Below are 12728 nucleotides of genomic sequence, written 5' to 3'. Positions count from 1 at the left end.
TGGTGTCATTCATGGGGGCAGGTCACTTTCCAGTTCGCGTCTGTCACCGAAACGGTTTCATCGGCTGCGTTCATGACGACGGCAACCAATCCAGCATCTCCTTGATGAAAGGGAGCACTGCGGAACTTTTCAAAACCCAAACCAAGTCGTTCTTCCCAATCAACTCCCATCACGCCAATTGTAAATGGTCGCTGTGCCTTGAACCGAATTACGTTGCTGTTAAATGGAGTCATCGGAACCGGATCGACCGCCAGCAGTTTTCCATTTACATAAAACTCGAAGTAGTTGTCCCCGAATACATAGGCCGTGAAAATTTCGTCTCCGCCAGCGTCGATCACAGGAACCTTCTCCAGATCGACGTCCGCCAAACCGGCGGGTTTAACCTCGTTGGCTTCGTTGTAAAGGTCTTTTGCTTTCGGGCCGGACTGGAAATGAGTTTTCGCGGGCACGGTCCATTGCCGACCATCGGACAATTTAATTGTTCCAACTTTTGATGTCCGCGGGTTCGATCCTTTCCAATCAAAGAGAGTCTTCACGGCTGTTTGGGCTTCTCCCTGGGTGAAGGAAGGAAGGGATGATTCAGTGTTAGTTTTCGAATCGTCACTAGAGTTCGGAGCCGCAGAAACCACAGTCGGCAGTTGCACAAACAGGACTGCCGAGCAGAAGGTCAGGAAGAGGCTTGTCACTATTTTGAACATTGAATAAATACCTTGATTGATCATGGGTTAGCGGAGTATGAGGAACAAACTCGCTCGTCGATGAAGTCAGTTATCTCTCAGCTTCAATTGAGGGTTTCATTCAATTGGCTACAGGAAACTTCTTCGCTAATCGGTTTTCGATCGACTTCTTATTCCATCAACAGTCCAAATGTCCCATTTGCGTAGCATCCAAAGGGCGACACACGCTGCGAGCATCGGAAACGCGGCAAAAAAGAGCAGGTTCGGCTTCTCCCAGGGATTGAGATATTGCGGGTAACAACTCACAGTTGATACTGTATGCAGCAATGTGATCAGTGCGTAGGAATAAGTCCGAAAGGTCCCCGTCGCGAATGCCACCACCAACGCCATCTGAACAACACCAATCCCCACCATCAGCGCTGTCCCAAACCCGGACAATTGATAATAACGTTCGAAGATTCCGGCAGCATGCTCCGGATTTAACAGCTTGTCCAAGGTCCACATGAAGAAGACGAGAGCGACCCCCATGCGAAGCAGCAAAAGCGATATTGCCAATGGTCTGACTATTTCGGTCGAGTCCGAATCAGTCATTTTGAGTTGATCATTCATTTTTTGTTTCCTATGTCTGTCTCACCTAATGGTTCAAACACTTCTCAGGCAATGAAGCACGCCAGAGATTCTTACCTTACGAGGTACTGAATCTCCAGAGAAAGGTCAGATGTGGTGTCGAGACTGTAACTTGGAAAAAGGATGCAAAAGCAAATAGGATGAAATCATTGAATCATCAAATTAAAGACAAGGATGCTCTTAGCAAAATAAATTTTCTCTTGGAACAGGACGAAGATGGTTGGCCCCCTGTTACAGCGGAGTCACTTTGGGCAATTGAACGTGAAGAAGGAATGTATGAAATCGCCAACATACCATTTTTTGTAAGAGGGATAGCTTATGGCGACATTGTTAAAGCGAGTACAGAAACTGGCGAACTGATATTTGAAGAAAAGGTTGAGTATCTTGGTCATATTACCCTGAGAATTATTTTATACGACTTATCATGCATGAAACGAGTTTGTGAGGAGCTCGAAAAGTTAGGGTGTGATTGGGAAGGTAGCCATCTCAACAATTTAATATCGGTCGATGTCCCGCCCCAATCAGAGTATGAGAATGTTTTGGAATTCTTGAGAATATATATTGAATCAGAACAACTAGAATACGAAGAGGGAGCAATTCCAGAATGATTGTTCTTTCTCTGAATCTTCCAACCTTTCTTTGTGAAATGAAGTTTTCAATAGTCACTTAGCTTTTACGCCGAGCCTCCATGAATAACACCAGTTACACGACTTAGAGTTTGACTGTATCAGGGCTGGGGCTCGATTGACTAATAAATTGTGCGGTCTGATTGTTGATTGTATTGTATCTAATACATCAGCGTTCGACCAACACGTTTGTTTCCAATAATAGAGTTCACTAACAATCAATTCGTTTCGCTGCCAATCCAAACATGCTCAGGCACACCACGTCTAAAAACAGATCGCTGAGAATTTCCAGGACGAGTTCGTTGTTGAGTTGATGGCAATGAAACCCGAAAGATTCTGGCTCTCACTTCCAAGGCCGTAAGTAATCCCAGCCGTTTCCGTTTCCGGAACCAATACTTTTCAAGGAGTCATACGTGTCATCAATACCTTCCAGTGCGAGGACTCCCCCCGTAATAGCCCCAGGCGGGCCTCCCAAAGTAGAGGCGGCGATCAAGGGGCACGGCTTCGTCCAATTCGCTTGTCTGATCACTAAACTTAAACGGTTTCGAAACTGCCTCTAAACTTCCGAGTGGAATTGGAACCAGGTTGTGGTTGTTTTCGATTTTACAATTCAGATTCTATCTGAACTCATCAGAGAGGTCTCAGGATTATTGATACCGCGAGCCCACAGGGTAGCCGGAAGTAGCCTCAAAACCGATTCGAAACGGTGAACACGCAGTCGAGTTCGACGACGTACAGGTAGAGGTGAACATGACATACCCGGAAGTCGTATTTCAGTGATGGATGTTCAGACCTCGTTGAACTTCATCTTTATTTGAGCCGTCCCATTGACCGAAAACCAAAGCATAGTATTGCCGCCCATTAAGTGCTCCTTTTCGTGATTTCTAACGAATGGTTTTTCTCTTAAATGGAAATGCACAAGCTTAGAGTCTTGAATGAGATGGGACTGATGAGGGAGCGTGAGCAAAGATTCTTCAGGTTACACAGCTTGACATTACTCAGGCAAACCAGCTAGGTTGAATCCTTGACAAGACTGAAATCCGTCCATAAGTTAAGCGTTCAGGCTTTTCCTTGTCGGGTGCCAGTGCTCCTCAGTGGCAATGATATTCTTTCTAGCCCACGGTAATTCATTTCGACCAGCGGTATTAATGTCAAACGAACAAAAACGTAATTCTACTTAAATGAGAATACGGGCTGTAATAATCAGCGTTTCGCCAAGCCTATCGCTCCTTCTGATATGCCGTATCGACTCTATGTGAACGCGAGGCAAGACCATGACGTTGATCTCTTCAATTGCCAATCACAAGAGCGCGCCTTCGTCGTTTCGAATTGCTAAAAGACACAACTCCGAAATTGGCACCTTCGTCCGACTATCGTCGATTTTATGCGGGACAGCAGCCGCGTTGTTTGTATTGTTAGTGGGCAACTCAGCATTGGCTGTCGATTCCAGTCGAGTCAGCGATGACTTGCAGGTGTTGTATACGTTTGAGGCGGGGCAGGGTTCTATCGTTAAAGATCGCAGTGGTCATGGGGCAGCGGTGGACTTAACGATCAAGAATCCCTCTGCTGTTCGTTGGGGAGATCATTCATTAGCGATACTTTCTGCGACAAAAATTCAGTCCGAAGGGCCTGCCCAAAAGTTAACCGATTCGTTGCGGCATACGGGTGAAGCAACTATCGAGGCTTGGGTCACTCCCCAGAATACAAAGCAACAGGGGCCCGCACGAATCGTGTCGCTTTCACAAGATTCTGGAAAACGGAATTTCACTCTCGGGCAAGAGAAAGAACATTTCCAGGTTCGGTTTAGAACTACAGCGACCACTGGAAACGGCATTCCGGAAACGAACAGCGGGGCACATACGGCCAATACTCGATTAACGCATGTCATTTATACACGCAACGCATCCGGAAATATCCAGTTTTACATTGATGGCATACCACAGTCGGACCACAAGATTAAAGGATCGCTGGAGAACTGGGATACGGGATTCCCACTGGTCTTAGCTAATGAACAGACTCAGGATCGCCCTTGGCTGGGTGAACTTCATCTGGTTGCGATCTACGATCGTGCCCTGAATGCCAAAGAGGTCGAACAGAATTATCATGCTGGCCCCACGGCCGGAGTGGATCCACAGGCAGCCCAACGAATTGCTCATGCACACGCCGAACAAACATTTGCGACCGAAGTTGCGCCACTGCTGGCCCGAAAATGTCTGGAGTGTCATGATACTGCCGTGAAGAAAGGAGGGCTGGACCTCTCACGAAAGCTCTCCGCATTTGAGGGAGGCGAGAGTGGTTCTGTCATCGTTGCCGGAAAACCAGTTGAAAGCATGCTCTGGGACCAGGTTTCTTCCGGCGATATGCCTCCTCAAGGCCCACCCCTTTCGAGCGAAGAAAAGGAACTACTCGAGCAGTGGATTGAAAAAGGTGCAGTATGGTCGGTCGAATTCATTGATCCCGCAGTATACGCCAGTAATGACGGGGTGAGCGAATCCTGGGTGCAACGTCTGACCATTGACGAGTACATCGAAACCGTTCGCAGTGCCGTAGGAATCGATATCTCTCAGGAAGCTCAGCAAATGTTACCGTCCGATCTGCGGGCGGACGGATTCAGCAACACGGCTTATAACCTGAATGTAGATCTGCAACATATTGAGGCCTACGCCCAATTGGCTCAGATTATTGTCCAGCGAATGGACGTGTTAAAGTTTGCCGGACAGTTTTCAAAGTCGCGCAGCCTGAATACGGATGCGACTGCCAGAAAGTTCGTCAATTCCGTCGGCGAGTGGCTACTACGTGGACCGCTTGATAATCGAGAAGTGACTAACTACAGCGGGATCCTGACTGCGGTCGCCAGTGCGGGAGGAAACTTCGAAGAGGGCGTCGCCTTGATGACCGAAGCGATGTTGCAATCTCCACGGTTCATTTATCGCATCGAACAACAACGGGGTGACGGACGCGCCCGACACGTTGGCCCATACGAGTTAGCATCCAGACTCAGTTACATTATCTGGGGCGGTCCACCCGATGCTGAATTGCTGAAGGCGGCTCGTGACGGTCAATTGTCCAATCGCGAACATTGCCGTGAGCAGGTCCAACGAATGTTGAAAGATCCGCGAGCGATCGAACGATCAAAACAGTTTATCTCTGACTGGCTGGACCTCAATCGTCTGAAGCACATGCAACCCAACCAGGAGCGTTTTCCAAAGTGGGAGCCCGCGCTGGGATTGGACATGCGAGATGAAACTTTGGCATTCTTTGAAGAGATTGTATGGAAAGAAAACCGTCCACTCACCGATCTGTTCAACGCGCAGTTCACCTTTGCGACCCCGCGATTAGCTGAGCATTACGGACTGGAGCCAAAGGGGGGTGGACTACAAAGATATGATCTCTCGGAAGTCGCTTTCCGGGGAGGGCTACTGACTCAAGGTAGTGTTCTCACAAAAGGTGGAGATGATGCCTCCATGGTGACTCGCGGTTTGTTCCTGTTGAAGGATGTATTGCGCGGAGTCATCTCCTCTCCACCACCGGGAGTCGACACCACTCCTGTCCCCGCCAAGCCGGGGTTAACATTACGCACGATTGCTGAACAGCGAATCAACAATGTCTCCTGTGGTGGATGCCATCAGAGATTCGAACCTCTGGCTTTCGGGCTTGAACCATTTGATGGTATGGGTGCATTTAATAAAAAGGACGAATTCGGAAATGTCCTGCGAGAGGATGGGGAGATTCAACTTCCGGGTACGGCGAAACCATTGCCCTACCAGACATCTGCCGAATTGATGAACCTGCTGGCCAGCAGTGATCGGGTTCGAGAAACGATCACCTGGAAAGTAGCCCAATTTGCGCTCGGCCGTCCCTTAGGGGCTCGGGATGCCACTGTGATACAGAATATCCACAAAGCTGCTCAAGCGGACGGAGGAACTTACTCCTCCTTGATCACCGCAATATTGATGAGTGATCTTGTTCAAATGACATACACTCAGACAGATAAATGATTCCAATTCGTGCTTACAGAATCGATAGATGTCTCTATTTACCAGCACGTTAGTGACTCCAAATCGAGGATAAACCTGGACAGCCCACAGGTATAAGGATCAATCATGCCATTGAAACGAATCGACCGCCGTACGATGCTCCAGAGTATGGGAGCAGCTACGATTGGGTTACCGTTGATCGAGGAGATGCTCTCATCGAATGCCTTGGGTGCCAGTAAGCCAGATATTCCCACTCGAGCATTCAATGTTTTCTTTGGTCTCGGTATTCCTGCTCCATTGCAACAGGAAGGATTCGATGGCGTCCTGGAACCATTACAGTCGCTGAGTAGTAAGCTACTCATTATGCGAAATGTCGATCAGATTCGTTGCGACGAAAAAGGAATCAACGCTCATTACGATGGTTCTTCAGGCGCTTTCACTGCGGAGCCTCCTGACGGGGAAGCGAAATCTGGTGGGCCGTCCATTGACCAGGTGATTCGGAAATCGCAATATCCCGATGGGCTTCCTGAGGGCTTGGTGCCGACTTTGGTAGGCGGAACCTTCTTCAGGCGTTCCCGAGTCGGGCGTTATGTTCACAGTTACAATATGGACGGCACCGTAGCGGCGACGATTCAGGAAAAGCCTCGCGACCTCTTTGATCGTGTGTTTGGCGGAGTTGCTTTTTCTGGTAGCGACGCAAAACGTAGATTGCGCCGTAGTGTCCTGGATACGGTTGTTGAAGACTATCGTTATTACACCGGGCCGAATTCGCCACTGGGTTCTTCATCCAAAGCGCGTGTCTCTGATCACTTGGACCGAATTCGAGAATTTGAACAACGCGCGTTTGCAATGAAGCACACAAACAAATCGGGCCCTCAACTGCCACCGCGTTCGATCATCCCGCACGGAGGTCCGGCCGACCCGGGTGGTCAAGGGATCGATATCACTCTGGAGGAACTCTCCACCGAGTGGCGGTTGATGGCAGATATTTATGCTCTCGCAATTCAAATGGACCGGGCCCGTTTCGGATCTTTGACATTCCTGGCTGCCGGTGAAAGAATTCGGCTCACTGGTGATTACACCTACAATGGCGAGAAGAGATTCGAATTCGACGATTCCAAACAACATAATGCGTCCGGCGATCAGGGATGCAGTCATGAATGGTGGCATAAGTTTAACGAAAAGAAAAAGAACGAAGCCTTGCGTGCTCATGCACATATGAAAATGAGAGAGGTCGCATACTTACTTCAGGCTCTGGATAATGAGGACTCGCGAGAAGCCAACGGCCAGACAATTCTGGAGAACTCACTGATCACAATTTCCACAGAGTCCGGCGACGGTCGCCACAATGATGTGAAACGGGAACTTTCGGGTGTCTTTCATTGTATCACCGGAGCGAATGGGCGATTCAAAACGGGGCAGATCATGGATGTTGGAGCCGAAGGTATCGACGTCTACAACACGATGCTCAAAGCATTCGACAGCAAGGACCAGATGGGACCCGCTCAACGCGAATCTCGCGAGATTGACGCTATACGTGTCTGAAAGAGATGTAATAGATAGCCCCGAAGAGGTTGAGGGCAATTCGAAATAGAACCTCTGGGACGTCAATCGATTCGGAAACAGACTTGTAATTACGGACAGTTGCAGAAGATCATGATAGTTCGCACTTTCGAATCGCCATTTAATTTTCATATGCCTCAAGGGGGAAAAACCAAATTCAACGAATGGGCGTTATCTGTTTCTCATCGTTTGCCTGAAGTACCTGTCGTGATTGACAGTCCGATATTTACTTATGGTGCAACGTTTGATCAAGGCAAGATGCGGTTAGAGGGTCTGACCGATACGCTTCCCACGCTGATATATCTTTCGAATATTGTTATGCATTCGTCCATTCTCGTTATTGGTGAATTCGATGTTCCAGAACTAAAGAGTTGTTGCACGTACAATTCGCTGGATCATTTTTTGAGTCGACCCTATGTGACCGGTTACTACGAACCATCGGACGAGATACTAAAAACCAGTTTCAATGATAGCACATTTGTAATCAGTTATTGGATGTCGGAGTACCTTTGCATAGAAGAAAATCCCGTCGCAGGTTGCTGGCATCCTTCTCCCAAGCTGAAGTCGTCATCAACTTTCTTCGGCCACATATTCGATTACGCATCTTATTTCCAACATCAGGATGATATAGCCTATTTCTTTCGTGAACCGATCTCCGAATATCAACTCAAACAGTGCGTTCGAATTATCAATCGCAAGTTTTTTATAAATTCGATTAAAGACTACCTTATAAAGAATTCCATTCCCTTTGCCAGCATCGGTGATCAACATGAGGATGACGCTTACGTCGTTTCCTACGGTTGGGATTGCTGGGACTTGGGCGACGATCAAATGAAGTTCATTCGCTGAATGCAGATCAGATTGCTTCTGAGGTCTGACGGCCCACTGGTCTCCCTCATCCAAGCTGGATAAGGCGGAATTTCCAGTGTGCTCAATTCCGCCCGGTTTTCGTGCAGTTTCCGCTCGATAATCCCTTGTCGAATGCGTGGTCGACCGACGCGTTTCTTCCTAGACGCATAGTCTTATTACCGGCCATTCCTCTTTCGGTTGTAACCCTCGTACCGGGGTTGTTCAGAAACATCCGTCCGATCAGATTCCTCTTTGCCCACGTACGGCCCAAAACTGGACATTGACATCCAGGTTCTAATTATATACCTTTAGGTGAATAATTCAGTCGCCACACTTGGACCGAAGTCATCAGTCGCAGATTCAGCGAAGAGATGACATGTTCACCGAACCGTTTTCTCCTTCACTCAAAAAGAGACTACAAATGACAACAACCTTGAAGCCTTCCGATTCCGTCGGTGCCTGGGTGACGAAACATCCGGCCACATCACGCGTGTTCGAGCAACACAATATCGACTATTGTTGCGGCGGTGATCGATCTTTAGAAGAAGCGTGCTCGGCGAAGCAGGTGGATGCTCACCGTGTGCTTGAGGAACTCGTTGACATGATTTCTCGCAGCGCGACAAATGGAACGGTCGAAGACGATTTCACGTCGAAACGGCTGGCCGACATGTGCGACGAAATCGAAGCGACTCATCATGCGTATCTAAAACGGGAACTGCCGCGCCTGACTCAGCTTGTCGAAAAAGTCGTACGGGTGCACGGCGAACAGTATGCGTGGTTGGTCCAATTGGAAAAGTCCTTTTATCAGCTTCGAGACGAGCTGAATCCTCACATGTCGAAAGAAGAGCAGGTCCTGTTTCCAGCGATTCGCACGATAGAACAGTCAGGAGTGGTGCCATCCTTCCCATTCGGATCGGTCGACAACCCCATCCGCATGATGGAACACGAACATGACGTGGCCGGTCAGGCATTACGTGATATTCGCGAGGCATCGTCAGACTTCGATTTGCCGGAGGGCGGCTGTAACACGTTTCGGGCCATGTTGGATGGGTTGCAAGAACTCGAAAGTGATCTGCATCGCCACATCCACAAGGAAAACAACATCCTGTTTCCGCGAGCGTCAAAGTTGGCAGCTGAATTGAGTGCGTGATCACAATCATGCGGCAGGTTTCCAGGCAGAGGTGACTGGCCAAAAGCCAGTCCTACTGAAAGACAATACACGATGAGAAGACTTTGGCTACTGTTTACGGCAGTGATGTTTTTTTCGTTTCTGATTCTGGGCTGGATCGGGACACGCATTTACCAGGAGATGCCACCTCTCTTCGATAAAGTCGTCACCACGGACGGCGTCACTCTGATCGACAGCGGCGATGTCTCTGCCGGTCAAAATGTATGGCAGTCAATGGGTGGCATGGAGGTCGGTTCCATCTGGGGACACGGGAGCTATGTGGCTCCGGACTGGACGGCCGACTGGCTGCACCGCGAAGCGATCTTTATTCTCGATCACTGGGCAAGCAGGGACTTCGGTACCCTGTTTGAAGAACTCAGCAACGAACAGCAGGCTCAGTTGCAGGCTCGGCTGACTGATCTGTTACGAACGAACACCTTCGACATAGAATCCGGCGTCGTCATAATCGACCCGATTCGTGCCGAGGCGTTTGAATCGAATTTGGCTCACTACAGCGACGTGTTTTCGAACGGCAACGCACATTACGCGATTCACCCGGGAGCCGTTTCTGATCCGGAGAGACTGCGAAAGCTTTCAGCATTCTTCTTTTGGACCTCGTGGGCGGCATCGACCAATCGGATAGACGAACCGGTCAGCTATACCAACAACTGGCCTCATGAACCTCTGGTTGGCAATCTCCCCACTGGAGATAATATTGTGTGGACCGGAGTCAGCATCATCGTGTTGTTAGCGGGGATTGCGGCAATGGCGTGGTGGTACGCGTCAAGACGTGAGGAAGAAGATCAGCCCCCTGTACCGGAATCGGATCCTCTGTCCTTGTGGGAAGCCACTCCGTCTCAGCACGCTACGATCAAGTATTTCTGGGTGGTCGCTGCATTAATTCTGGTGCAGATGTTATTGGGCGTCATCACGGCTCACTACGGAGTCGAAGGCGATGGCTTCTACGGATTCCCATTATCGGAATGGCTGCCCTACAGTGTGACTCGCACTTGGCACGTGCAGATGGGACTGTTCTGGATTGCCACAGCCTGGCTGGCGGCCGGATTGTTTATCGGGCCTCTTGTCAGTGAATACGAACCCAAAGGCCAGCGACTCGGCGTGAACGTGTTGTTCGGAGCCTTGTTACTTGTCGTCGTCGGATCGTTGACGGGCGAATGGCTCAGCATTCATAACAAGCTAACGGATGCGGTCTCGTTTTACCTGGGGCATCAGGGCTATGAATACGTAGACTTGGGCCGTGTATGGCAGATTGCTTTGATGGCAGGGCTGTTGTTATGGTTATTTCTCATGATACGTGTGCTGCTGCCAGCGATGAAAAAAACGGGCGAGCAGAGACAGCTTGTTATTCTGTTGGCCGTGGCGACGGGAGCCATCGCGATGTTCTACGGAGCGGGTCTGACATGGGGTCGACACAGCCACTTATCGATGGTGGAATACTGGCGATGGTGGGTTGTGCATCTGTGGGTGGAAGGCTTCTTTGAAGTGTTTGCAACAACCGTGATTGCTTTCACCTTCATGCGACTGAATTTGATTCGGCCTGGCCTCGCGGCATCCGCAGCATTGCTGTCCGCGACCATTTTTCTGGCAGGTGGAATCATCGGAACCTGTCACCACCTTTACTTCTCAGGAACACCGACCGTCGCCTTAGTCTGGGGTTCCGTCTTTAGTGCATTGGAAGTAGTGCCGCTGGTGCTGGTCGGATTCGATGCCACCGAGGACCTGCGACGCTCACGAAAGTCAAAATGGGTTCAGCGGTACAAGTGGCCGATCTACTTCTTTGTGGCGGTGGCATTCTGGAACATGGTCGGAGCCGGATTGTTTGGATTTATGATCAACCCCCCAATTGCTCTGTATTACATGCAAGGTTTGAATACGACTCCACTACACGGTCATGCAGCTCTGTTTGGTGTGTACGGCATGTTGGGGATCGGTCTGATGCTGCTCTGTCTGCGAGTTCTGATTCCTGACCGGGAATGGAAAGATGGCTTGTTGAAGTTCTCATTTTGGAATTTGAACGGTGGCCTAATGGCCATGTGCATCTTGAGCCTGTTGCCAGTGGGCTTACTGCAGACCCAAGCATCAGTCGAACACGGTTACTGGTACGCTCGCAGTGCAGAATTCATGCAAACTGATCTGATGCAGACTCTGAAATGGATGCGTGTTCCCGGTGACACAATCTTTTTTATAGGGGCCGTTGCGCTAGTGATCTTTGTCGCTGGTCTTAAGACAGGTCATTCTTTCCAAAAATCTTGAAAGACATATCCGCTTCAGATAACCTGCACGACTGAATGCCATCCCAATCACTGATAACTTGCAGTGACATAGAGCACAGTTCGATCATCGCCTAGGAAAGGAGCATATCCTGCGCTAAGAAGGGAAGTCACCTTGGTGCTTTCCCGGATCAAGCTAACTAAGAGTCGAACTCTACTTTGATCGCACATTGTTCCGTTGAAAGTAACTTCTGTTCGGATGAGTTCCTTAAGGTGAGAGTACGGGAACGCAAATAACTTTTGAGCTCCTTCCTTATTCCTTTTCAACGTGATCACTTGAAACAAAAAAAATCGACTATCGTACGATAGTCGATCTCTTGATTGTATCTTTTGGTACGCTTACAAAACCTGATTGCATTGGCTATGGTTTTTAAATTTATAAAACCAACAGCCTTGAACCAGTTCATGCGAGTACCACGTCCACCTTAGAGAGGTCGAACGTTTTCAGCTCGTGGACCTTTTGGACCTTGACCTTCTGTGAAGGAAACTGATTGACCTTCTCGCAGTTCGTCAAATTGGCAGCCATCTAAGTTAGATGAGTGGAAAAACATGTCTTTTCCGCCACCGATGTCAATAAATCCAAAACCTTTGTCAGTAATTTTTTTGATTGTGCCTTCAGCCATCATTTCATTCCTAAAGATATCTCATAGACAGTGCCACTTGAAAAACAAGTCAAGTCATCCCACCGTTAGTGACCAACAATTTTACATGATCACTCCAAAACCGCAACCAAGTGTACATAGTTGCACATGTGGGGACCGGGCTGTTGCCAACCAGCACCCTTTGTATCCCTGTATCGTAACAATATTCAGTCGCCGTTGAATACGTATTTTTCAAGTGTTTATTTTTATGCTGAGAAGTGGTTTCCGAACCGGGCTAGTCGAAACACCCGAATCTTGTAATCGGATGCGATGCGAAAACGACCTACCGGGTGCAGCGATAACACGGAA

At 48.9% G+C, this 12728-nt stretch carries 9 protein-coding genes; 6 read left to right on the top strand and 3 right to left on the bottom strand.

Annotated elements, in window-relative coordinates; genetic code table 11:
* Window positions 1-5: 5 nt before the first annotated feature.
* Together Pla110_RS20720 and Pla110_RS20715 are read right to left on the bottom strand one after the other, a co-directional pair.
* Window positions 6-698 (bottom strand): hypothetical protein, encoded by a 693-nt coding sequence (locus Pla110_RS20720; RefSeq protein WP_197440357.1) that lies wholly within the window; start codon window positions 696-698, stop codon window positions 6-8.
* Between the two features lie 126 nt (window positions 699-824).
* Window positions 825-1286: a hypothetical protein gene (locus Pla110_RS20715; RefSeq protein WP_197440356.1), complete on the bottom strand. Its 462-nt coding sequence runs from the start codon at window positions 1284-1286 to the stop codon at window positions 825-827.
* Window positions 1287-1444: 158 nt separating this feature from the next.
* Between Pla110_RS20715 and Pla110_RS20710 the strand changes: the two genes are divergently transcribed.
* The 6 genes from Pla110_RS20710 to Pla110_RS20685 all read left to right on the top strand — a co-directional run bounded on the left by Pla110_RS20710 (window position 1445) and on the right by Pla110_RS20685 (window position 11761).
* On the top strand, window positions 1445-1912 hold the full coding sequence (locus Pla110_RS20710) for a DUF4265 domain-containing protein (protein WP_144998818.1): 468 nt from the start codon (window positions 1445-1447) through the stop codon (window positions 1910-1912).
* Window positions 1913-3333: 1421 nt separating this feature from the next.
* On the top strand, window positions 3334-5928 hold the full coding sequence (locus Pla110_RS20705) for a DUF1592 domain-containing protein (protein ID WP_231742722.1): 2595 nt from the start codon (window positions 3334-3336) through the stop codon (window positions 5926-5928).
* Between the two features lie 105 nt (window positions 5929-6033).
* Window positions 6034-7452 (top strand): DUF1552 domain-containing protein, encoded by a 1419-nt coding sequence (locus Pla110_RS20700; protein WP_144998814.1) that lies wholly within the window; start codon window positions 6034-6036, stop codon window positions 7450-7452.
* Window positions 7453-7563: 111 nt separating this feature from the next.
* Window positions 7564-8319, top strand: coding sequence for a hypothetical protein (locus Pla110_RS20695; RefSeq protein WP_144998812.1), 756 nt, complete (start codon window positions 7564-7566; stop codon window positions 8317-8319).
* 421 nt (window positions 8320-8740) lie between these two features.
* On the top strand, window positions 8741-9469 hold the full coding sequence (gene ric / locus Pla110_RS20690) for an iron-sulfur cluster repair di-iron protein (protein WP_144998810.1): 729 nt from the start codon (window positions 8741-8743) through the stop codon (window positions 9467-9469).
* Between the two features lie 72 nt (window positions 9470-9541).
* Entirely contained in the window at window positions 9542-11761 is a 2220-nt protein-coding gene (locus Pla110_RS20685) for a nitric-oxide reductase large subunit (protein WP_144998808.1), read from the top strand.
* A gap of 442 nt (window positions 11762-12203) precedes the next feature.
* On the opposite strand, the gene Pla110_RS20680 is transcribed toward Pla110_RS20685, so the two are convergent.
* Complete coding sequence (locus tag Pla110_RS20680) at window positions 12204-12401, bottom strand: cold-shock protein (protein ID WP_144999799.1); 198 nt, start codon at window positions 12399-12401, stop codon at window positions 12204-12206.
* Between the last annotated feature and the right edge of the window lie 327 nt (window positions 12402-12728).

The sequence above is a fragment of the Polystyrenella longa genome (assembly GCF_007750395.1).
GTDB classification, from domain to species: domain Bacteria; phylum Planctomycetota; class Planctomycetia; order Planctomycetales; family Planctomycetaceae; genus Polystyrenella; species Polystyrenella longa.
The sequence above is the reverse complement of the archived record's forward strand: the minus strand, read 5'-3'. Positions and strand labels throughout refer to the sequence as shown.

Coding starts and splice junctions, on each gene's coding strand:
- Pla110_RS20720 (WP_197440357.1), bottom strand. CDS start 698: ATGTTCAAAATAGTGACAAGCCTCTTCCTGACCTTCTGCTCGGCAGTC.
- Pla110_RS20715 (WP_197440356.1), bottom strand. CDS start 1,286: ATGAATGATCAACTCAAAATGACTGATTCGGACTCGACCGAAATAGTC.
- Pla110_RS20710 (WP_144998818.1), top strand. CDS start 1,445: ATGAAATCATTGAATCATCAAATTAAAGACAAGGATGCTCTTAGCAAA.
- Pla110_RS20700 (WP_144998814.1), top strand. CDS start 6,034: ATGCCATTGAAACGAATCGACCGCCGTACGATGCTCCAGAGTATGGGA.
- Pla110_RS20695 (WP_144998812.1), top strand. CDS start 7,564: ATGATAGTTCGCACTTTCGAATCGCCATTTAATTTTCATATGCCTCAA.
- ric (WP_144998810.1), top strand. CDS start 8,741: ATGACAACAACCTTGAAGCCTTCCGATTCCGTCGGTGCCTGGGTGACG.
- Pla110_RS20685 (WP_144998808.1), top strand. CDS start 9,542: ATGAGAAGACTTTGGCTACTGTTTACGGCAGTGATGTTTTTTTCGTTT.
- Pla110_RS20680 (WP_144999799.1), bottom strand. CDS start 12,401: ATGGCTGAAGGCACAATCAAAAAAATTACTGACAAAGGTTTTGGATTT.